The organism is Microbacterium sp. NPDC028030, assembly GCF_040637855.1.
In the GTDB taxonomy this organism is placed as follows: Bacteria; Actinomycetota; Actinomycetes; order Actinomycetales; family Microbacteriaceae; genus Microbacterium.
Window position 1 is genome coordinate 522,232 of the sequence record NZ_JBEZXF010000001.1, and the last position, 21,946, is coordinate 544,177.

19 protein-coding genes are annotated in these 21,946 nt (G+C 68.1%); 13 read left to right on the forward strand and 6 right to left on the reverse strand.

The features are described 5' to 3' along the window. The first annotated feature begins 3 nt into the window (after positions 1-3). The 4 genes from AB0E56_RS02500 to AB0E56_RS02515 are packed head-to-tail and all read left to right on the forward strand — an operon-like array spanning position 4 to position 3,377. A complete protein-coding gene (locus AB0E56_RS02500) occupies positions 4-891 on the forward strand; it encodes a DUF58 domain-containing protein (protein WP_359796497.1) in 888 nt (295 codons plus the stop codon). Beyond that, positions 878-1,369 (forward strand): hypothetical protein, encoded by a 492-nt coding sequence (locus tag AB0E56_RS02505; RefSeq protein WP_359796498.1) that lies wholly within the window; start codon positions 878-880, stop codon positions 1,367-1,369. Before AB0E56_RS02500 ends, AB0E56_RS02505 begins: the two co-directional genes overlap by 14 nt. After that, positions 1,360-2,346, forward strand: a complete 987-nt coding sequence (locus AB0E56_RS02510) for a VWA domain-containing protein (RefSeq protein ID WP_359796499.1) — start codon at positions 1,360-1,362, stop codon at positions 2,344-2,346. Before AB0E56_RS02505 ends, AB0E56_RS02510 begins: the two co-directional genes overlap by 10 nt. Beyond that, positions 2,343-3,377 (forward strand): VWA domain-containing protein, encoded by a 1,035-nt coding sequence (locus AB0E56_RS02515; protein WP_359796500.1) that lies wholly within the window; start codon positions 2,343-2,345, stop codon positions 3,375-3,377. The genes AB0E56_RS02510 and AB0E56_RS02515 overlap by 4 nt, the downstream gene beginning before the upstream one ends. A 31-nt stretch (positions 3,378-3,408) precedes the next feature. On the opposite strand, the gene AB0E56_RS02520 is transcribed toward AB0E56_RS02515, so the two are convergent. The 4 genes from AB0E56_RS02520 to AB0E56_RS02535 form a co-directional block, all read right to left on the reverse strand. Further along, entirely contained in the window at positions 3,409-4,539 is a 1,131-nt protein-coding gene (locus AB0E56_RS02520) for a hypothetical protein (RefSeq protein WP_359796501.1), read from the reverse strand. After that, the gene (locus tag AB0E56_RS02525; protein ID WP_359796502.1) at positions 4,539-5,324 is read right to left on the reverse strand and encodes a tetratricopeptide repeat protein; all 786 of its coding nucleotides are present in this window, start codon (positions 5,322-5,324) and stop codon (positions 4,539-4,541) included. Before AB0E56_RS02525 ends, AB0E56_RS02520 begins: the two co-directional genes overlap by 1 nt. A 156-nt stretch (positions 5,325-5,480) precedes the next feature. Beyond that, the gene (locus AB0E56_RS02530) at positions 5,481-8,018 is read right to left on the reverse strand and encodes an RICIN domain-containing protein (RefSeq protein ID WP_359796503.1); all 2,538 of its coding nucleotides are present in this window, start codon (positions 8,016-8,018) and stop codon (positions 5,481-5,483) included. A gap of 238 nt (positions 8,019-8,256) precedes the next feature. After that, a complete protein-coding gene (locus AB0E56_RS02535) occupies positions 8,257-10,392 on the reverse strand; it encodes an RICIN domain-containing protein (RefSeq protein ID WP_359796504.1) in 2,136 nt (711 codons plus the stop codon). Between the two features lie 223 nt (positions 10,393-10,615). Between AB0E56_RS02535 and AB0E56_RS02540 the strand changes: the two genes are divergently transcribed. After that, positions 10,616-11,005: a pyridoxamine 5'-phosphate oxidase family protein gene (locus tag AB0E56_RS02540; protein ID WP_359796505.1), complete on the forward strand. Its 390-nt coding sequence runs from the start codon at positions 10,616-10,618 to the stop codon at positions 11,003-11,005. Here AB0E56_RS02540 and AB0E56_RS02545 read toward each other — a convergent pair whose 3' ends face one another. Continuing rightward, the gene (locus AB0E56_RS02545) at positions 11,006-11,710 is read right to left on the reverse strand and encodes a hypothetical protein (protein ID WP_359796506.1); all 705 of its coding nucleotides are present in this window, start codon (positions 11,708-11,710) and stop codon (positions 11,006-11,008) included. It abuts the gene before it with no gap. A gap of 170 nt (positions 11,711-11,880) precedes the next feature. On the opposite strand from AB0E56_RS02545, the gene AB0E56_RS02550 reads away from it, so the two are divergent. The 3 genes from AB0E56_RS02550 to argG are packed head-to-tail and all read left to right on the forward strand — an operon-like array spanning position 11,881 to position 14,003. Beyond that, the gene (locus tag AB0E56_RS02550) at positions 11,881-12,114 is read left to right on the forward strand and encodes an AbrB/MazE/SpoVT family DNA-binding domain-containing protein (RefSeq protein ID WP_359796507.1); all 234 of its coding nucleotides are present in this window, start codon (positions 11,881-11,883) and stop codon (positions 12,112-12,114) included. Further along, positions 12,098-12,514: a PIN domain-containing protein gene (locus tag AB0E56_RS02555; protein ID WP_359796508.1), complete on the forward strand. Its 417-nt coding sequence runs from the start codon at positions 12,098-12,100 to the stop codon at positions 12,512-12,514. The genes AB0E56_RS02550 and AB0E56_RS02555 overlap by 17 nt, the downstream gene beginning before the upstream one ends. Positions 12,515-12,557: 43 nt before the next feature. After that, positions 12,558-14,003 (forward strand): argininosuccinate synthase, encoded by a 1,446-nt coding sequence (argG, locus tag AB0E56_RS02560; RefSeq protein ID WP_359796509.1) that lies wholly within the window; start codon positions 12,558-12,560, stop codon positions 14,001-14,003. A gap of 24 nt (positions 14,004-14,027) precedes the next feature. Here the strand turns inward: argG and AB0E56_RS02565 are convergent, their stop codons facing one another. After that, positions 14,028-14,711 carry a GntR family transcriptional regulator gene (locus AB0E56_RS02565; protein ID WP_359796510.1) on the reverse strand — a complete coding sequence of 228 codons (684 nt, stop codon included), beginning with the start codon at positions 14,709-14,711 and terminating at the stop codon, positions 14,028-14,030. Between the two features lie 245 nt (positions 14,712-14,956). On the opposite strand from AB0E56_RS02565, the gene AB0E56_RS02570 reads away from it, so the two are divergent. The 5 genes from AB0E56_RS02570 to AB0E56_RS02590 all read left to right on the forward strand — a co-directional run bounded on the left by AB0E56_RS02570 (position 14,957) and on the right by AB0E56_RS02590 (position 21,874). Further along, positions 14,957-15,604 carry a helix-turn-helix domain-containing protein gene (locus AB0E56_RS02570; protein ID WP_359796511.1) on the forward strand — a complete coding sequence of 216 codons (648 nt, stop codon included), beginning with the start codon at positions 14,957-14,959 and terminating at the stop codon, positions 15,602-15,604. Further along, entirely contained in the window at positions 15,601-16,467 is an 867-nt protein-coding gene (locus tag AB0E56_RS02575; RefSeq protein ID WP_359796512.1) for a hypothetical protein, read from the forward strand. Before AB0E56_RS02570 ends, AB0E56_RS02575 begins: the two co-directional genes overlap by 4 nt. Further along, the gene (locus AB0E56_RS02580; protein WP_359796513.1) at positions 16,464-18,299 is read left to right on the forward strand and encodes a YhgE/Pip domain-containing protein; all 1,836 of its coding nucleotides are present in this window, start codon (positions 16,464-16,466) and stop codon (positions 18,297-18,299) included. Before AB0E56_RS02575 ends, AB0E56_RS02580 begins: the two co-directional genes overlap by 4 nt. 128 nt (positions 18,300-18,427) lie before the next feature. Continuing rightward, a complete protein-coding gene (locus AB0E56_RS02585; RefSeq protein ID WP_359796514.1) occupies positions 18,428-21,076 on the forward strand; it encodes a penicillin acylase family protein in 2,649 nt (882 codons plus the stop codon). Positions 21,077-21,112: 36 nt separating this feature from the next. Continuing rightward, positions 21,113-21,874 carry an alpha/beta hydrolase gene (locus AB0E56_RS02590; RefSeq protein ID WP_359796515.1) on the forward strand — a complete coding sequence of 254 codons (762 nt, stop codon included), beginning with the start codon at positions 21,113-21,115 and terminating at the stop codon, positions 21,872-21,874. The last annotated feature ends 72 nt before the right edge of the window (positions 21,875-21,946 follow it).

Genomic DNA, 21,946 nt, shown 5'->3' on the forward strand with positions numbered 1-21,946 from the left:
TCCATGGCCAGCCTGATCACCCAGGTGAAGAGCAAGCTCTTCATCCACTCGTCGCGCAAGTCGCTGCACGCGCTCGACGGCGCCTACGCGTCGCTGCTGCACGGCCGGAGCCTCGACTTCGAGGATCTGCGCAAGTACGAGTACGGCGATCAGGTGCGCGACATCGACTGGCGGGCGACCGCCCGACTCGGCACTCCGCTGGTCAAGCGCTCGCGGGCGACCCGCATGCACACCGTGATGTTCGTGGTCGACACCGGCCGCTCGATGTCAGCCCTCGCGGCGGACGAGCGTTCGAAGAAGGAGCTGGCCATCCTCGCGACGGGCGTGCTCGGCGTGCTCACCCTGCGCCACGGCGACGACTTCACCACGGTGTACGGCGATGCCGCGAAGGTGCGTCGCCTCGCTCCCGGCCGTAGCGAAGGAGCGCTCGAGCACGCGCTGCGCACGATCGACCGTGCGATCGACCAGAGCGCGGCGCCGAGTGACCGCGACGCCCTGCTGTCGTTCGTGACCCGCACGATCTCACGCCGCATGATCGTGGTCGTGATCACCGATGAAGCACCCGTCACGAGCGAGACCGAGCGGATGCTGCGCCGTCTGCGCGTGCAGCACGATGTGCTGTGGCTCACGCTCCGCGACGCCGATCCGGTGCTGGACCACGCGACAGGTCGCCTCCGCGCCGACGTGGACAGCCGCTGGCAGGTGCCGGGCTTCGTGCAGGGCGACCGCGAGATCGTGCAGGAGCTGACAGCGCAACGCGAAGCCGACGCCGTCTATCTCGCCGACCTCCTCACCCGGATGGAGATCAGCCACTCCTCCATCGACGGGCAGGATGACGCCGTCGCGCAGCTGCTGCAGCTGCTGAATCGGAGGTCGAATGCCCGGCTCTGACGAGCTCTACCCCCCGGCGCAGTACGGATGGGGATGGATGCTGCTCGCGATCGGCATCCTCATCCTCCTGGTGCTCGGAGCCTGGCTGCTGATCGTGCTCACCCGGCCGCGGCGCACCCTGACCCTCGCGGATCCGGCCGCCGGGCACGCGCCGCTGGTCGTCGATGTGCTCTCGCAGCTGCGCACCGAATACCTTGCGCGCATCGCTGAGATCGAGACCGAGTACCGCGAGCGCCGACTGCCCGCGCGACAGGCGAACCTCGAGCTGAGCAGGGTCGTCCGCACCTTCGTGAACGAGTACAGCGGCCTGGAGGCTCCGGTGCTCACGCTCGACGACCTCGTGGCACGGGGCGTGCACCCTGCTCTGATCGACGCGTTGAGCAGGCACTACTACCCCAGCATCTTCCGCCCCGGCCCCTCGATCGATCCGGTCGCCGGCGCCGAGGCGGCGCGAACGGTGGTGCGCACATGGCACTAGCGAACGTGTGGATGCTGATCGCCGCGGTCGCCGTGGTGCTGGTCGCCCTCGGGGTCGGCGTCGTCGTCGGCCTCCGCCGCGGCGGCCGCGCGCGCGGGGGCGACACGGCCCGCATCGCCAGAGCCGAGCGACTGCGCACACTTCCGGCGTTCCGCCGCGCGCTGGCTCGGCGGGCACTCGCCCTCTCCGGGATCCTGGCGCTGGGAGCGGTGACGACGATCGTGGCCGGTGTCGTCGCCGCCCGCCCGATGTCTGCGCAGACCATCCACCCGGTCAACACGAGCCGAGACATCATGCTGTGCCTCGACGTGTCCGGCTCCATGACCGAGGTGGACGTCGAGGTGCTCACGGTCTTCGACGAGCTGCTCGACGGTTTCGAAGGCGAGCGGATCGGGCTGACGATCTTCAACAGCTCCCCGGTTCAGATCTTCCCCCTCACCGACGACTACGACTTCATCCGCGAACACCTGGCGAGCATGACGCAGAGCTTCGACTACGTCGACGAGGTCCCGGAGCATTGGGTGGGCACTCTGAACGGAGACGGCGCCTCTCTGATCGGAGACGGGCTCGCTGCCTGCACGATGGGCTTCGATCGCCCCGACGACGAGCGCTCGCGGTCGGTCATCTTCGCCACGGACAACGAGGTGAACGGCGCCTCGATCGTGACTCTCGAGGAGGCGGCTGCCTATGCGGCGGCGAAGGACGTGCGCGTCTTCGCACTGAACCCGGTGCAGGGCAAGGATGCGGATGTCAGCGCCGAGCTCGCCGCCGCCGCTGAGGCGACCGGCGGAGCGGCGTTCGGGCTGCGTGACACGACGACGGTCTCCGACATCGTCACCCAGGTGCAGGAGCAGGAGGCGACCGCGCTGCGCGGGGAGGCGCAGGTGGTCTGGACGGACACGCCGAACCTCTGGATCGCGCTGCTGTCCGTGGGCGTGCTGGCCTTCGTCGTGGTGCTGTGGAGGGTGCGACTGTGATCTTCCAGCCGATCCTCAACCCGTTGCTCATCGCGCTGCTGTGCCTCCCGGTCGCCGCGCTCGTGGTCTGGATCATCGTGCGACCGTCGGCGTCGACCGGCATCACGGTGTCCGACGCGCGCACCCGTGCCGGGCACCGTGCGCTGTGGGCGATGCGTCTGGTGCTGGTGCTCGCATGCGCCACGATGCTGCTGCGACCGGGCATCCCCGGGGGCGCGACGCAGACGCTCGCGACCGACACCGACATCGTGCTCGTCGTCGACACGACCGCGAGCATCGTCGCCGAGGACTGGGCCGACGACGAGCCGCGCCTCGACGGCATCCGTGAGGATGTACGCGCGCTGATCGAGGAGTACCCGGGTGCACGCTTCGCACTCATCACCTCGGATGCCGCGGCCGAACTGCGGATGCCGTTGACGACCGACACCACGGCGCTGATGGGTTCGCTCGACGTGCTGCGCCCCGAGGTCACCAGCCAGTCCCGCGGCAGCTCGGTCGGCGTCGCGGCGCCCCTGCTGTCGGAGACCCTCGCCTCTGCGGCGTCCTCGTCGCCCGACCGTTCCCGCATGGTGTTCTACTTCGGCGACGGCGAGCAGACGGTCGAGTCGGAACCGGAGTCGTTCAGTGCCAGCGCGGAGTACACCGACGCCGGCGCCGTCTTCGGTTACGGCACCGTCGAGGGCGGACCGATGCGCATCACCACCGGCGGGGTCTCCGACGACGGTGCCGACTACATCCAGTACGAGGGTTCCGATGCGCTCTCGGTGATCGACGAGACGAACCTCGAAGCGATCGGCGAGCAGCTCGGGGTGGACTATCAGCATCGGACGGCCGATGTCGCACCGGTGCTTCCCGAGGCACCATCGACCACGACGAACTACGCGGAGTCCGGCGAGGTCGGCAACGTCACGGAGCTCTACTGGATCGCGGCGCTGGTCGCCCTGCTCGTCCTCGGCGTCGAAGTGGCCCGTGCCACGATCCTGATCGTGCAACTCCGCGGACTCCGCGCTCCGCGCCACCCGGGGCGGTGATCGCACCCGGCGTCCGCTGCGAAGAGGGGGTCTACTCGAAGCCGGGGTAGTCCTGCAGCTTCGTCTCGAACTCGGCCCGGTCGGCCTCGCTGAGCACACCGCTGGCGATGACCACGAGCTGCAACCCCTCCAGAGGCTCTCCGGTGCGAGCGTTCTGCGCCTCGCGTGCGGCGCGGAATCCGCCGTCGTGGTCCTGGGAGAGGTCGTAGACATTGGCGTAGAACCGCAACGGGTCCGGATAGTTCTCGGTGTAGTACTCCCACGTGTGCTGAGTGCGCGGGTCGTCGCTGCCGTAGAGCTTCGCGATCATCCCCTGGTCGATGCCGGAGTTCGTCGGGTCGTTGAAGGAGTACAGCTCCCACAGCCCGCTCTGGAGGACGACGTCGTCGATGACGGCCATGACCTCGAGCTTGCGGTCGTAATCCTGGATCGGCTGCTCGGTCGCCCAGGACGGGGAGGTGTACTCGACGAGCATGGACTCGCCGCCGTAGCCGTTGCGCTCCGGTCGGAGGTCCTCGTCTCCCACCTGCGTCCACGTATAGCCGAACTCCTCGGTGAGCCGTGCGCGGATGTCGGCGAACAGCGTCTCGGACTGCGCACGGACGTCGTCCAGCGACTGCTGCGCGAGCGTCTGCTGGGGGTCGGTGCCCTTGATGCCGGGGTAGGCCTCGGCGTGCTTCTGGGCTGCCGACTTCGTGCCTTCGTAGTTGCCCGACGCGGAGGTCTGCAATGCGCTCATGCCGCCGACGGTGGCGACGTTGAACAGCGCGGCGACGACGAGGGCGATCGCCCCGAGAGTGCGTCCTCGCGCCGAGAACAGCGCGGCCACGATCGTCGCCGCGACCACGAGCTGCACCGTGAGCATCGTGACCCCGTAGAGGATGTCGGTGCCGCCGGCGAACAGTGTTCCGAGGAGGACGAGGGCGAACAGGATGGACGCCGCGAGGGCGATCCAGCCGAGGGCGTTCGCGGGCGTCTTCTGGTCTGCCGGGGTCGTGGTCTCGATGGGCGCGGCGACGGGTGCCGCAAGCGGCGACGGGGCGGAGGCGGGTGCCGTCCCTGAGGCGTGGCGACGCGCGCCGCGGTAGCCGCCAGGAGGTGGCACAGGAGGTGCGCCTTCTGTGCCGGCGATGTAGCGCGCGCGCTGCTTCTCGTGGTCCATCACCACGGCTTGTCCGTTCCGGAGCCGCCGGGGTCGTCGCCCTGCTGCTGGTCGCGTTCCTGTGTGCCCTGCTCGAGTTTGTCCTGGAGCCCCTGCAGCTTGTCTTCAGAGGGCTGCTCGTTCTCCTCCGGTTGCGGCTGGGGTTGCTCCTGCTGCTCTTGCTCCTGCTGCTTCTGCTTCAGCCGGTCCTCGGTGCCGTCGAGGGTGTCCGACATGTCGCGCTGCGGATCGGACGACTGCTGCTGCGCCTGGTCGCTGTGGCACTCCTCCGGTGTCTCGACCGTCACGGTCAGCGCCTGTCCGTAGAGGTCGGCGGCAGTCGCACCGTCGCCGTCAGCCCGCGCGGCGTCACCCATCCGCTCGATGACCAGGGCGAGGTTGATCCGGACGCCGCACACCTCGAGCCCGGTCGCCAGGTCGAGCGCCTCTTCCAGTTCCGCCCTGGCCTCGGGCAGCTGCTCTGCGGCTCCGAGTGCGGTACCGATGTTGAACGGGGCCTTGTATGGCTCGAACCAGTTCAGGAACTCCTGTCCGCGCGCCGATCCCTCGGCTCCCGCGAAGTCGTCGACCACGTAGGCGGTGATCGCCTGATGGGCGAACGCGTACATGCTCAGCAGCTTGCCCACGAAGAGCAATGCGGCGAGCGTGAGCGGGAGAGTGCCGATCGCGACCCACCGACGGACGGCGCGTCGACGGCGGTTCGACCGGAGCAGCGCGGCCGCATCCCCTGATCCGTCCTGGGGTTCGTGCGCCGGGGCTGCGGGGCGTGTCGAAAGACCAGTCACGCCGCACCCCCTCACCGTTCGTCGACCGCACCGCAGACATCGGAGCGTTCCCGAAGCGGCACGGACGAAGCGGTGAACATCCTATCCGTGCAACTTCTCGGCCAGACGCAGCCGGCCCCGGGAGCTTCCTCCCGGGGCCGGCTGCGTGTGGGGCACCTAGCTGGTCGGACGCAGCATGAACTGCATGTTCGCAGCAGGCGCAGCGGCACAGTCATACTGCACGAAGGTCGCTCCGTCTGCGGTGTCACCACCGTTGAGGGCGAGGCACTTGCCGGAATGAGAGGCGACCAGCTGCCGGTAGCCGTCTCCCGCGTCCTTCAGAGTCCAGAGGAAGTTCGACTCTCCGAGGCAGTCGTACTGCACCACGCTCGCGCCGTCGTCCATACTCGGACCTCCGACCGCGAGGCACTTGCCCGTCACGGTGTTCTTCAGTTCGTATGCGCCGTTCGCATGCGGAATCATGTTCCACTGCTGCATGGCATCACCCGTGAACGTCTGCTGCACGGTCGGCGCGTCCCTCTCCCAGTTGGGCACCCCGACCACCTTGCCGCTCACTCGGGAGACGATCGCTGTGGCACGCGGCGACGAGACCGTGAACTGGGTGTTCGCAGCCGGCGTGGACGCGCAGTCGTTCTGAACGAAGGTCGCTCCGTCCGCAGTGTCGGCGTCTTTCACAGCGAGGCACTTGCCGGAGTGGGCGGCGACGAGGTGGGTGTAACCCTCACCCGCGTCCTTCAGCGACCACAGGAAGTTCGATTCGCCGAGGCAGTCGTACTGCACGACGAGCGCACCGTCGTCCGCGCTCGGCCCGCCGACAGCGAGACATTCGCCCGTCGCGGTGTTCTTGACCTCGAACGTGCCGTTCCCCTTCGGATTCAGCTTCCACTCCTGCGACGCATCGCCGGAGAACGTCTGCTGGACGGCCGGGGTGTCGCGGATCGCACCCGAGACTCCGACGACCTTCCCGCTGACGCGCGAGAGGATCGTCACGGCTTCGTCGATCACGATCGGCGCGCTGGTCGCAGAGTTTCCGTCGCGGTCTTTCGCGACGACCGTGTACTGCAGCGTCGTCGCGGCGGGTGCCGCCGGGTCGACGAGCGTGACGTCGGGGCGGTTCCACCAGGTCGCATCGGCCTCGACAGTCGCCACCGGGGCGGCCGTGCCGGAGCGGTGGAGTTCGTAGGTCAAGGTCAGGTCATCTCGGTCCCAGTCGGCGGGAAGCGAGACGGTCACGTGACTCGGATCGTCAGTAGCCCGCACCGCGGTGCCCCTCCAGTCGGCACCGGAGAGGCGGGGTTTGTCTTTCGCGCCTCCCGGCGGGTTCGTCGAGAAGCGAACGAGCCCCTCGAACTGTCCGTTGTTGACCGACCGGAACTCGCCGCCGACAGAGATCATGTCGCCCACACCGGTGATCGACAGCCCCGCTTGTCCCAGACCGGAAGTGACGCCGACTGCCCAGTCCGGTGTCCAGGCGTATGGCGAGGGCGCAGGCGACCCGGCCCAGTCCTTGTAATACGACGTGTTCGTCTGGTGGCCAAGCGTTCCTCGAGCGTCGGCTGTATACGCCTCCGCGTAGTGGAAAGTCCGAGGATTCTGCTCCGGTTGGAGGTTCATCGTGCTGCAGGCGTGGGTGTGGTTGGTCGTGTAGACCACCTTGCCGGTGGAGTAGACGCCGTAGTGGTCGCCCAGGCAGTCGGCGATCCACCGGATCTTTCCCGTTCCCGCCTCTGCCGCGAACGTGCCCTCGAGACTGCCCGGCTTGCTCAGGCCGTACGACCAACCAGTGCCGTACACACCGGTGGCGTCCGTCGCGAGCGCGAAGATGCCCGTCATGCCGTCGTCCACACCGCCGTTCAACCCGTTGTGGATCGTGTTCGGAACCTCCCATGCGGCATCCACGGCTCCAGTGGCCTTGTCAACCGCCGCGATCCCGTTCTTCCCGGTGTCGCCGTTGATCTGAGAGAAGCGTCCGCCGATGACGGTGTCCGCTCCCGCCGGGTCCATCACCAAGGCATCCACCTGGAGGTCCGTCTGCGGCGCCCATCCCAGCACCGCGCCGTCGGTCGCGTCGAACGCGGCGAGGTTCTTGCGCGCGGTGCCGTTGGCCTGGGTGAACAGCCCACCGGCGTAGACGCTCGATCCTGACGTCGTCAGCGCATACACCCCGGATCCGCCGATAGACGGTACGAAACCGGGGACCAGTGCGCCGGTGGTCGCGTCGAGCGCGGCGATGTTCCACCGAGCCTGTCCGTTCACCGAGCTGAACGACCCGCCGATGTAGATCCGGCTGCCGTCGGGCGACGCCGTGACCGCCTTGATCACCCCGTTCACCTGCGGGGCGAACGGCAGCAGCGCACCGGTGGTGATGTCGTACGCGAGCACGTTGGAGCGTGCCGTCAACGCCGTACCGGGCGCCGCCTTCGGCTCGCGGGCGTTATCGAACTTCCCGACCGCGTACACCGTCGATCCGATGGTCGTCTGGGACCAGACGTAGCCGTTGTCGATCTGCACGGTCGGAATCGGGTCCGACGTCACCACATTGCCGTCACGCTGCAGCAACGGCGGCAGGTCTGGTGAGACGTCCGCCGCCGCCGCGCCACCACTCAGCGAGACCAGCCCCGCCATGACCAAAGCCCCGACGACGACGCCGATGGCCGTCTTCCGGGCGCGCCTGAGCGCAAGATGTTTCCCCATGATTTGTTCCCCAGTCATCAGAGTTCGGCCCTCAGGCCGACGAAGACATCACCGTGGTCCAACCGAGAGAGCTTCCCCAGAAAGCCCCCATGACACGGCCGACACACACAGCAACGAATACCCGCTGCATGCGTTATAGCTTGCAGCGGGTAGCACGTTACCACACAATGTCGGGGAACTTGCCTTCCTCCGGGAGGAAGGCAGACGCCCCCGGTCTCCCGGGGGCGTCTGGTCGTTCTCAGCCGAAGTTGGGTCGGCGGATGGTGAAGTAGGAGTAGTTGGTCCCCGTGTCACAGCCGGCCTGCACGAACGACACGCCTTCTGCCGCGTTGCCGTCTTTGAGGGTGATGCACTTACCGGAGTTGACGTTGACCAGCTGGCTGTTGCCGTTGCCGATGTCCCTCTTTTTCCAGTGAGCGGCGGGGTGGGACTGATATCCACAGAGCTCCCGAACAATCTGCGCCCCGTCGTCGACGCTCGCGCCCGACACGGTGAGGCACCCTGCGAGCGAGGCGTTCCGCAACTGCACGGTGCCATCGGCTTGCGGCAGAATCCACCACTGCTGGGCTCGGGAGTCCGTCACAGCCTGCGTGACAGGAGGATCGTCGGTTCCGGACACTCCCATGGCTTTCTGGCTGGACGCCGTGACGAGGATGTACTCCTGGGCAACCGGAGTCGGATTCGGATCGGTTCCCGCGAAGGGCGCGGGACCATTGATGACAGCGCTCGTCGCCGTGTTGCCGTTGCTGTCCTTCGCCACGACCGTGTAGGTCTGCTGCTGGTGGTTGGAGGAGGTCGAGTCGACGAGCTGGAGGTTCGGACGGTTCCACCGGGTCGTGTACTCCGTGGTAGTCGCTACCGGTGTGGTGCTTCCGGAACGGTAGAGCTCATATTTCAGCGCCAGATCGTCGCGGTCCCAATTGGCGGGGAAGGTGACCGTAGTGCTGTCGACATTCTCGTCGGGCCGCACAGCGGAGCCCGTCCAGTCAGCGCCCGATACGCGGGGACCCTGGTGAGCCCCTCCGGGAGGGTTCGTGGAGAAACGGACGAGTCCTTCGAACTGCCCGTTGTTGACAGACCGGAACTCCCCACCGATCGAGATCATGTCGCCCGCGCCGGTGATCGACAGCCCGGCCTGGCCGAGCCCCGTCGTCGTTCCCACAGCCCAGTCGGGGGCCCACTGATAGGCGGACGGCGTCGGGTTTCCGCCCCAGTCGGTGTAACCGGAGACCTGGTTGTGCGCGAGAGTTCCCCGCGCATCAGCCGTGTAGGCCTCTGCGTACTGATGCGCCATCGGGTTCGACTCGCTGAACTGCCCCATCGTCGGGCAGGAATGCATGTGGCTCGTCGTGTAGACGACCTTTCCCGTCGAATACACCCCGTAGTGATCGCCGTGACAGTCCGCCATCCACCGAACCTGCCCGGTCCCCGCCTCTGCGGCGAAGGTCCCTTCGAAGATCGAGCTGCCCCACCCGGTGCCGTAGACGCCGGTCGCGTCCGTCGTGAGGCTGAAGATGCCCCCGATCCCGGTAGCGAGGTTGATGCTCTTCACGGTCTTGGACAGCAACCACGAGGTGTCCAGAGCGCCTGTCGACATGTTCACGGCAGCCGACCCGACCACCTCTGCGCCGTTCAGGTGGGTGAAACGCCCACCGACGATGGCGTTCGTCCCGGCCGGATCGATCACCATCGCATCGATCTGCTGATCCGGCTGCGGCGCCCAGCCCAGCAGCGCGCCATTCGTGGTGTCGAACGCGGCGAGGTTCCTCCGCGCCACACCGTTGGCCTGGGTGAACAGCCCGCCCGCGTACACGGTCGAACCCGAGACCGCCAGTGCATACACCCCGGATCCGCCGATGGACGGCACGACCTCCGGGATCAACTCTCCGGTCTGCGCATTGATCGCGGCGATGTTGTTGCGCTCCTGCCCGTTCACCGAGCTGAACGACCCGCCGATGTAGATCCGACTGCCGTCCGGCGAAGCGACGACAGCCTTGATCACTCCGTTCACCTGCGGCGCGAAAGGCAACAGCGCCCCGGTGTTGATGTCGTACGCGAGCAGGTTCGAGCGTGCGGTCAATGCCGTGCCCGGCGCCGCACCCGGCTCGCGTGCGTTGTCGAACCGACCGCCCGCGTACACCGTTGACCCGATGGTCGCCTGTGCCCACACGTATCCGTTGTCGATCTGCACCGTCGGAATCGGGTCCGCCGTCGCCACGTCGCCATCACGCTGCAGCATCGGCGGCACCGACGGCGACACATCCGCCACCGCGGCACCACCGCTCATCGAGGCCAGTCCGGCCACTATCAAAGCCCCGACGACGGCACCCACGGCCGCCTTCCGGGCGCGCTTTCGCGCAAGGTAATTCCCCATGCATCTCTCCCAGTCATCTGGTCTTCGGCCCACCGGCCGACAAGATCCGTTGCGCCACTGCACGGTGGCCCTCCCCCGTGACACGGTGCGGAACGACACGGATCCCGGCTGCAGATCCTTTAACCCGCAACACGTAACACGCTAGCAACGGAGCGGGAAGGTGTCATGGGGACTTTTGGCTTGATCTGGATACACTGGCGCCACACGGAAGGGACGCCCCCACATGATCCGAGTTCTCGACGAGCAGCAGTCCTATGAGATGTTGAGCACGACCACGGTGGGCAGAGTCGGGTTCGTGGTCGATGGGCGGGTGCAGATCTACCCCGTGAACTTCGCCGTCTCCGGGCGCACGCTACTGCTTCGCACCAGCCCCGACGGGTTGCTGGCGTCGCTCGCCCGCGACGCGGTCGATGTCTCGTTCGAGGTGGACTACCACGACCCGCTCGGCGCCACCGCGTGGAGCGTGCTGATGCACGGCTCTCTGTCACCCGCCCCCGAGGAGGAGGTCGCGGCCGTCAGCGCCAGGGTCAACCCCTGGGCCGGCGGTGACCGCGACCTCGCGCTGATCTTCCAGATCGAGAGCATCGAGGGACGCGTCGTCCGTCGGGATTGATCAGGCCAGCGCGAGACCTGCGGCGAGCGCGAAGCCGAGCACCGTTGCGAGACCCGTCGACTCCTTGGCCTTCGACTGCGCCTCGGGGACCATCGAGTCGACGAGCATCACGAGGAGTGCGCCAGCCGCGAACCCGCTCGCGGCGGAGCGGAAGTCGTCGCCCGTCACGCTGGCGAGCGCGAAGCCGCCGACCGTCGCCGCAGCGCACACGACAGCGACCCCCGCCCACAGGAGAAGCACGCGCGACTTCCCCATGCCTCCCTCGAGCAGGTCGGCTGCGGACCCGATCGACTCGGGCAGGTTCGAGACGAGGATGGCCACCACGAGGGCGATGCTCACGGGTTCGCCCGAGGCCAGACCGATTCCGAGCACCAGCTGCTCCGGGATGCCGTCGAGGAGGGCCCCGACGGCGAGCTGCCCACCGCCCGCGCGCTGCTTCGTCCTCGCGGCGCGGGCATCCAGGATGCGATCGGCGATGTAGTAGCTGATCGCCCCCGCCGCCACTCCGGCCACCAGCGGGATCGGGCCGGCGAGATCCAGGCCCTCTTCCCACAGCTCGAACGCGATCGAGGCCATCAGCGCGCCGGCACCGAATCCGAGCACGATGCCGAGCCACTTCGGGGGCCACTTGCGCACCAGCGCGAGCAGCGCACCGACGAACAGCGGCGCGGCCGCCACCGCACCCCACAGGATCGCATCGCCCACGTCGCACCTCCGTTGGGCCTACTCTCCCACTTCTCGATGCCGGGCCGGGCTGCCCGTCAGCGACGCCCGAGGTGTGTCGCTCGTTCCCGGGCGGTGGCCCCTCACCCCGGTTCCGATATGAAGCACTGCGGCGCGGCGGTATCGTGCCATGTCGGTGGTATCGTGATGGCATGAAGGCTACCATGGACAAGGCAGGACGCATCGTCATCCCCGCGCCGCTCCGTGAGCGCGTGGGACTGGTCCCGGGCCCCGTCGACCTGATCCTCGACGGCAACGGCATCCGTATCGAAATCGAAGCGCCGGACAACCTCATCGAGAAGAACGGGCGCCTCGTGATCGCGTCGTCTGGCCTTCCCCTCACGAGCGACGACATTCGGGAGTTGCGTCTTGCCGACCAGCGCTGACCTCCTTCTCGACACCAGCGCCGCGGTCGCCCTCCTCACGGAAGACAGCACTGCGCACCTCGCCATGCAGGCCGCATGTGCCGGCGCAGTCCTCGGACTCGCGGGCCATGCGTCGGCTGAGACCTACTCGGTCCTGACACGTCTTCCTGGCCCGAATCGACTGACTCCTCGGGCGGCCGCTCGTGCGATCCGGACCGCGTTCCCCGCATCGGTCTCGCTCCCAGAAGAGACGGCGCAGACCGCCGTCGACACCCTCGCCGATGCCGGGGTCTCCGGCGGCGCGGTGTACGACGGGCTGGTCGCGCTCTGTGCCCGCGCTGCCGGCGTGACGCTCCTCAGTTGCGATCGCCGCGCTATGGCGACGTACGCGGCCCTCGGCATCGCCGTCACCGTCGTCTGACGCGGCACAGGGCGACACGCCGCCCGCCGATAGACTGGACAGCATGTCCAAGGTCCTCCAGTCCCTTCCCGTCGGCGAACGCGTCGGCATCGCCTTCTCCGGAGGACTCGACACCTCCGTCGCCGTCGCGTGGATGCGCGAGAAGGGCGCCGTGCCCTTCACCTACACCGGTGACCTCGGCCAGTATGACGAAGACGACATCGCGTCGATTCCCGGCCGCGCGCTGGAGTACGGCGCTGAAGCGTCGCGCCTGATCGACTGCAAGACCGCCCTGGTCGAAGAGGGCCTCGTCGCCCTCTCCTGCGGCGCCTTCCACATCCGCTCCAGCGGCAAGACCTACTTCAACACGACGCCTCTCGGCCGCGCCGTCACCGGCACGCTGCTGGTTCGCGCCATGAAGGAGGACGGCGTCGACATCTGGGGCGACGGCTCCACCTACAAGGGCAACGACATCGAGCGTTTCTACCGCTACGGTCTGCTCGCGAACCCTCGTCTGCGCATCTACAAGCCCTGGCTCGACGCCGACTTCGTCACCGAGCTGGGCGGCCGCAAGGAGATGAGCGACTGGCTCGTCGCCCGCGACTTCCCCTACCGCGACTCGGCAGAGAAGGCGTACTCCACCGACGCGAACATCTGGGGCGCGACGCACGAGGCGAAGACGCTCGAACACCTCGACGTCTCCCTCGAGACCGTCGACCCCATCATGGGTGTCAAGTTCTGGGACCCCTCGGTCGCGATCGAGGCCGAAGACGTCACGGTCACGTTCGAGGCCGGCCGCCCCGTCGCGATCAACGGCGTCGAGTACAGCGATCCGGTCGCCCTCGTGATGGAGGCGAACACGATCGGCGGGCGCCACGGCCTCGGCATGAGCGACCAGATCGAGAACCGCATCATCGAGGCGAAGTCGCGCGGCATCTACGAGGCTCCGGCCATGGCGCTGCTGTTCATCGCGTACGAGCGCCTGGTCAACGGCATCCTGAACGAGGACACGCTCGCAACCTACCACGAGCAGGGCCGCCGCCTCGGGCGCCTGATGTACGAGGGTCGCTGGCTCGAGCCGCAGTCGCTCATGCTGCGCGAATCGATCCAGCGCTGGGTCGGACTCACGATCTCCGGAACCGTGACGATCCGCCTGCGCCGCGGCGACGACTGGACCATCCTCGACACCGTCTCCCCGAACCTGTCGTACGGCCCCGAGAAGCTGTCGATGGAGCGCGTCGGCGATGCCGCCTTCGGTCCTGTCGACCGCATCGGCCAGCTCACCATGCGCAACCTCGACATCTCGGACTCCCGTGCACGTCTGGAGCAGTACGCGGGCCTCGGTCTGGTCGGCGGTGCGACGGGCGAGCTCGTCGGACGTGTGACCGCCGGCGAGTCCGCCGAGATCACCGAGTCGGTCCACGGCTCGATCTCCGAGGCCGACGAGACTCTGGCAGACGCCGTCGACACGGCATCCGAGGGCGCCGCCTTCGACTCCGGCACCGACTGACCTCACGGGCAGTCGGCGTTCGGATCAGGGTTCGCGAGCGAAGGCGGGGCGCACGCGTCCCTGCTGCGGTTCAGCGGCGTCCGTCTCTTCGGCCGCCCTGTCGATGATCGCTGGAAGCACGTCGTCGAAGAGCGTCACGATCACCGCACGCGTCACCGCGGCGTCGCGCTGCCGGATCGCCTCGCGGACCTCGGCCGTGGCGCGTTCGATGCCATCCCAGTCGAAGGCGCCCCGCGCCTGCTGCGTGAACCGCCTGATCTGCGGGCCGAGCACCTCGATCGCACCGACCCGCGTGGAGTTCCCCTCTATGCGGGCGAAGGCGACGACGACAGCACGAAGGGCTCCGCTGAAGGCGGCGACGTCACGCTTGCTGATCGCCGAGGACATGTCCTCCGTGAGGTCGATGAGATACGCGACGTCGTCTTCCTGAAGCAGAGGCATCGCGTGACGCACCGACCCGATCCAGATGTCACCGAACATCGCGACGGCGTCGCGGATGTGATCGATGTCGAGAGGCGCGACCCGCGTGTACCGGTTGCGTTGCATCTCGACGAGTCCCAGTTCGGCAAGGCGCGCCAGAGCATGGCGGACGGGCGTCTTGGATGTTCCCAGATCCTCCGCCAGCTCGTAGTCGCGGATGCGCTGACCCGGCCGCAGTTCGCCGTTCACGATCGCATCTCTCAGACGCCGATAGACCTCTTCGCTCACGGTTCTGCGCTCCAACGCGCCATCGAAACCTGACAATTCGCACCCTCCTCGACCACAGCGATTCCCCACCCCCAGAGACCGACGGTCACGGTCTCCTATGCGCTCGCGGGAGCGACGCCCCCCGTTGCCATACGTCGCGCAACGCGTAACATAACACAGCTCTCTCAACGGCCACTGAACAGTCGATGCTGAGAGAGTGCCGTTTGATCTTGCACAATCATGTGCAGGATAATTATCATCGAAGGATGACCACTCGCGCACCCCGCCGCGACGCCGTGGAGAACCGGGTCGGGATCCTCTCCGCCGCACGCGCGGCCCTCGCCGTCGATCCCCACGCCTCCATCGACGCCATCGCCCGCAGCGCCGGCCTCTCGCGTCGCACGCTCTACGGACACTTCGACGACCGTGACGCCCTGATCCGCGAACTCATATCGAGCGGTGCGCAGCGATTCAACGCGATCGCAGAATCCGTGGACGACGCCGACGCCCGGATCGCCCTCGCCCGCCTCGCCGCTCAGCTCTGGCGGGAGGCGGCGCACGTGCAGGTGGCCGCAGCCCTCGCGCTCGACGAGTCGCATGTGGAGCACACCGCCGCAGCGCTCGCCCCGCTGCGGCGCACGGTCGCCGCGCTCGTGCGCCGAGGACAGGAAGACGGCAGCTTCCGCACGGACCTCGCCGCGCCCACGCTCGCCCGGCTGATCGAGGAGATGGCCCGGATCGTCGTGTCCCGGACGGATGCGATGAGCGCGGGGGCCGCCGACCTGGCCGTCCGCACGGTCCTGAGCATCGCCGGGCTCTCCTGGCGCGAAGCCGACACCCTGCTGGCTTCGCACCCCGACATCGACACGACCGTCGCCGCGACGGCCGACACCGACAGGAAGGCGAGCGCATGAAGATCGCCCTGCAGGACGTGAGCAAGGGTCGCGGTGGGCAGGCGCTCCCGTCGACGTCGCTCGAGTTCCACACCGGCGCCGTGCGCTTCGCACTCGCCGAGACCGAGCAGCGCCCGACGGTGCTCGGACTGATCGCGTCCGGCCGGATGCGCCCGGACTCCGGGAGGGTCAGCATCGATGGGACGTCGGACGCGAAGGCGCTGCGTCGTCGCGTCGCACTGGTCGACGCACCGGATGTGAGCGACCCCCACGCCGACATCACCCTCGCCGGCGTCGTGGGCGAGGAGCTCATGTTCGCCGGCGTCGGCGCCACCCCTCTGCACGCGCGGCGCTGGCTCGCACAGCTGGGCTTCAGCGAACTCGCCTCCGCGCCGATCGGCACCATCGACCCGGCGGCGCGCGTACGCATCCTGTGCGAACTCGCCGTGCTGCGCGAGGGGGTCGAGGGCGTCGTCCTCGTGTCGCCCGACCGTCACGGAGGGAGTCCCGACGGCTGGTGGCGCATCGCCGGCGAGTTCGCGGACCGCGGCTACGCGATCCTCGTGATCATCGGCGGGTCCGCCGCCGTCGCCCTCGAGCGGATGCATGAGTTCGAGGCGATCAACGCCTCGGGGCCCGTCGAACCTCTGATCCTCGAGGAACCCGAACCGGAGGCCGCACCCGAGACCGAGTCGACCGTGCCGGAGACCGAGACCGAGACCGAGTCGGCCGTGCCGGAGACCGAGACCGAGACGGCGCCCGAGCCCGAGTTCGAACCCGAGCCAGCGACCGAAGCGGTGCCCGAAACCGAAGCGGAGTCCGAACCCGAAGCGGAGCCCGAACCCGAAGACGTCACGACGCACGAGAAAGGAGGGGCACGATGAAGGTTCCCGCCATGATCGCCGCGGAGCTTCGGCGGCTCACCGCGAGCAAGATGGGCATCCTCGCCCTCGTCGCGCTGATCTGCGTGCCGATCCTGTACGGGGGACTCTACCTCTGGGCGAACCAGGACCCGTACGCGAAGTTCCCCGACGTACCCGTCGCCCTGGTCGTCGATGACGAAGGTGCGCCCGCGCCGACCACGGGCACGGAACCCGAGACGGGTGACACGGTGAACTACGGTGAGGACGTCGCCGAGAACCTCATCGACGGCAACGCGTTCGACTGGCAGCGGATGACGGCCGACGAAGCAGCCGAGGCGTTGCGCACGGGCACGGTCGACTTCACCGTGACGATCCCCGTCGACTTCTCGACGGCACTCACGTCCGCCGCCGGCGACGATCCGCATCAGGCGCGCATCGAACTCGAGACCAACGACGCCAACAACTACCTCGCGTCGTCGATGGGGACGCAGGCGGTGGAGAAGATCCGCAGCTCGGTCGCCGAGATGGTCGGCAGCGAGGCTGCAGAACGACTGCTCACGGGTCTCAGCGACGTGCGCGACAGCCTCGTCACCGCGACCGACGGTGCGACGCAGCTCGCCGACGGAGCAGGCACGGCCGCGTCGGGCAGCACGACCCTCGCCGAAGGCACGGCGAAACTCGCCGACGGCGCCGCACAGCTGGCTTCCGGTGCACAGACGCTCGCGAACGGGGCGCAGCAGGTCAGCGCGGGCAACCGTCAGCTCGCCGACGTCGCCGATCGGGCAGGGGCTGCGGTCCAAGAGGCCGCGAATGCCCTGCCGCAGGTGCGCACCGACATCGCGGACGCGCTCACCGAGCAGGGCCTCACGCCCGAAGAGGTCGACCAGGTGCTGGCCAGGCTCGACCCTCTCGGCGCACGTCTGCAGGAGGGGAACACGCAGGTGCAGAACGCGGTCGGCAAGGTCGACCAGCTCGCGGCCGGCGCCGCATCCCTCGCATCCGGCGCCAGTGATCTCGCATCCGGTGCCGGTACCGTCGCCACGGGGGCATCCGCTGCGAACGACGGGGCAGCACAGCTGCGCGACGGCCTCGCCACGCTCGCCTCAGGAACGACGGAGCTGCGTGACGGGCTCTCCGACGGCGTCGAGGCGATACCCGCATCCACGCCGGAACTGCGCACCCTGCAGGCCGACACGATCGCGGATCCGGTCAAGGTCTCGAGCGACAAGGTCGCGTCGGCCGAGGACTACGGTGCAGGTCTCGCCCCGTTCTTCGCCGCGCTGTCGGCGTGGATCGGCATCTACGCACTGTTCCTGATCGTGAAGCCGATCTCCCGCCGCGCCATCACCGCGCTGCACTCCCCCATCCGCATCACGCTGGCCGGGTGGCTGACACCCGCCATGCTCGGCGCGGTGCAGATGCTCGGGCTCATGGGCATCCTGGCGATCACGCTGGGCTTCACCTTCGACCATCCTCTCGGCACCCTCGGCGTGATGGTGTTCGCCTCCGCGACCTTCGCGGCGATCATCCTCGCGCTCAACGTGTGGCTGGGTTCGGTGGGTCAGTTCCTCGGACTCGTGCTCATGGTGCTGCAGCTCGTCACGGCCGGCGGTACGTTCCCCTGGCAGACCCTCCCGGCACCGCTCGCCGCCCTGCACCATGTCCTGCCGCTGGGCTATGTGGTCGATGCGATGCGACAGCTCATGTACGGCGGGGACTATGCACGCGCCGGATGGGACCTCGCGGTCCTCGGGGCTTGGCTGGTCGGTGCTCTGCTTCTCGCGATGATCGGCGTGACGCGGATGACCCATCGACGCACGCTCCGCGATCTGCAGCCGAGCCTCATCGGGTGACCGTCGCCGCCCGCCGTGGAACACTCCGCGGCGGGCAGGGGGATATGATGCGAAGGCGCGAGCCTGACACGCGCACTGGGGCTCGGTGGGACTGAGTTCCACCTGTCTACCCGAAAGAGTTCTCGACGATGATGACCGATTCGACGGCGTCTGCCGCACCCTCGCGCCCCTCCCTGGGCGTCCGCATCGGACGCATCGCGTTCTTGGTCGTCGCAGGGATCGTCGTGATCGCCGTCGCGGCGGCGTTCTTCGTCACGTGGACGATCCAGCGCTCCTTCCCGCAGACCGCGGGAACGCTGGAGCTCGATGGGCTCCAGTCCGAGGTCACCGTGCAGCGGGACGACCGCGGAATCCCCACGATCACCGCCGACTCGACCGACGATCTGTTCTACGCCGAGGGGTTCGTGCACGCCCAGGACCGGTTCTTCGAGATGGACTTCCGCCGCCACGTCACCGCCGGCCGCGTCGCGGAGATGTTCGGCGAGTCACAGGCGGCGACCGATGCCTTCCTCCGCACGCTGGGCTGGCGCGCCGTCGCCGAAGCCGAGGTCGAGGCTATGGACGAGACCACGCGCGGCTATTACGAGGCCTACGCCGACGGTGTCAACGCCTACCTCGCCACCCGTTCCGGTGCGGAGCTCTCCCTGGAATATGCGGTTCTCGGCATACAGAATCCGGAGTACGCTCCCGAGCCCTGGGAGCCCGCCGACTCGGTGGCGTGGCTGAAGGCGATGGCCTGGGACCTGCGAGGGAACATCGAGGACGAGACCGAGCGATCGCTCCTCGCCGCCGAGCTGGGCGAAGGCGAGGACGTCGATACCGCTGCCTTGCTCGCGAAGCTCTACCCCGACTATCCGTTCGATGAGAACCCGGTGATCGTCCCCAAGATCTCGACCGTGCCGGCGCTCGACACCGACGCGGAGCCCGCCGCGTACGCGTCCCCGGCGGACGACGGGGAGATCCAGCAGGCGACGACGACCGTGGAGTGGACCCAGACCTCGGGCGTCATCGAGGCGGCCAGCGAACTCGTCGGGGACATCGGGGAGGGTATCGGCTCGAACTCCTGGGTGGTCTCCGGCGACCTGACCGAGAGCGGGATGCCGCTGCTCGCGAACGACCCGCACCTCGGCGCATCGCTGCCCTCGGTCTGGTATCAGGTGCAGTTGAAGTGCTCGACCGTGGACGAGGACTGCCCCTTCGACGTCGGAGGCTTCTCGTTCTCCGGGCTTCCCGGCATCGTGATCGGGCACAACCAGCACGTCGCCTGGGGCTTCACGAACCTCACCACAGACGTCACCGACCTCTACGTCGAACGCGTCGTCGGCGACGAGTACTGGCGAGACGGCGCCCTCGTCCCCCTCGAGACGCGCACCGAGACGATCAAGGTCGCGGGCGGAGACGACATCGACCTCACGATCCGCTCGACCGTGCACGGGCCCATCATCTCGGGTCTCACGGACGACTTCACCGCGATCGCCGAGGACCCCGGTCCCGCCCTGGAAGAGGCGACCGGTGCTCCCGCAACCGTGCCGGACCCCGACGGCGACGCCGAGAACGCGGTCAGCCTGCGATGGACCGCGCTCGATCCCGGCACGACCGCGACCGCGATCTTCGCCTTGTCGACGGCGCAGGACTTCGAGGACTTCCGCTACGCCGCATCGCTCTTCGACGTCCCGGCGCAGAACCTCATCTACGCCGACACCGAGGGCAACATCGGCTACCAGACCCCCGGGCGCCTCCCCATCCGTGGAGCCGGCGACGGGTGGATGCCCCAGCCCGGGTGGGACAGCAGCTACGACTGGACGGGCTTCATCCCGTTCGAGGAGCTGCCCGTGTCGTACAACCCGAGGTCGGGGTACATCGTCACCGCGAACAACGCGATCGTGACGGACGACTACTCGTACTTCCTCTCCCGCGACTGGGACTACGGCTACCGTGCAGCCCGCATCACCGACCTCATCGAACGTCGTGCGGCCGCAGCCCCGTTGACCGCCCAGGACATGCGCGACATCCAGATGGACGAGGAGATGTGGATCGGCACCCAGCTCGCCGCCGCCATGGGCGACGTCGACGTGCCAGGCGCGGGACCGACGGAAGCCGTCGAGCTCCTGCGGTCCTGGGATGCGCAGAACTCGGCGAGCTCGCCCGCTGCGGCCTACGCGAACGTGCTGTGGTCCACCCTCGTGCAGAACATCTTCGCCGAGCGCGAGCAGCCTCTGCCGATCGACGGACAGGCACGCCTGTTCACCGTGGTCGGAGCCATGCTCGACGACCCGTCGGACCCTCTGTGGAGCAACCCGGCTCTCGACGTCGACGGCATGGAGGCGATGCTGACGCTGTCGGCGGAGGAAGCCTACGACGAGCTCTCGGCGCTGCAGGGAGACGTGGTCGCCCGGTGGAACTGGGGCGACCTCCACGCCATCACCCTCACGAGCGACACGCTCGGCTCATCCGGGATCGCCCCCATCGAAGCCCTCTTCAACCGCGGCCCCTACCCGGTGGGCGGCGGAGCGTCGGTCGTGAACGCCACGGGATGGGAGCTCGGTGTCTCGTACGCGACGACGACAGTGCCCTCCATGCGCATGGTCATCGACCTGGCGGACTTCGACGCCTCGACCTGGAACCACCTCACCGGCGCTTCCGGCCACGCCTACCACGAGCACTACACCGACCAGACAGCGGACTGGGCCGCCGGAGTCCAGAAGCCCTGGGCGTACTCGGAGAAGGCGGTGCGGTCCGCCACGGTCGACACCCTCGTGCTGACCCCCGGCGACTGACGAGGGAAGCTGAGCTTCCTCGGATAACGTGGATGCGTGCCATCCAGTTATCTCGCCCCGAAGGGGACCATCGCCACGCTCCTGGAGTATGAGCACGGCGGGGCGACCCTGATCGCCGAGACGTTCGGGGAAGGCCCGCACACGTACCTGCTGCTGCACGGCATCGGCATGGGCCGCAGCGTCTACCTCGACATCGTGCAACGGCTCGAAGGGAAGGTGATCGCCGTCGATCTGCCCGGCTTCGGTGAAGCTCCGGAGCCGGAGAAGACACTCACCATGGAGCGGCACGCCGACCTCGTCGCGGCGTACCTGAAGCACGTGGACTCAGGGCCGGTCATCGTGATCGGACACTCGATGGGCAGCCAGATCGCCGCGGAGCTCGCAGCCCGGCATCCGTCTCTCGTGGAGGGGGTCGTGCTGGCGGGCCCGACCGTGAACAAGGCCGCTCGGAACATCGGCGCACAGGCGCGGTATCTGCTGACCGACCTCGTCGGAGAGCGGCCGCTGGTGATCTGGCGCGGGGCCAGGGAGTACCTCCGCGGTGGGCCGCACCTCATCCGCAAGATGCGCGCGACCATCGTGCACGAACCCGAGGACGCCTTCGTGCGCATCGACTGCCCTGTACTCGTGCTGCGCGGCGAGAGCGACCCCCTCGCGCCGATGAGCTGGTGTCAGGAGATCCTCGACGCCATCCCTGGCGCCGACCTCGAGGTCATCCCCGACCACGGGCACGGCACGCTGATCAGCGACTCCGAGCCCGCGGCACGACTGATCCACGAGTTCACCGCCCGCCTCTGACGCCCGCGGGATCAGGCCATCGCGTCGGATCAGGCCGATTCACTTCGAAACGGCCTGATTGGGCGCGATGGC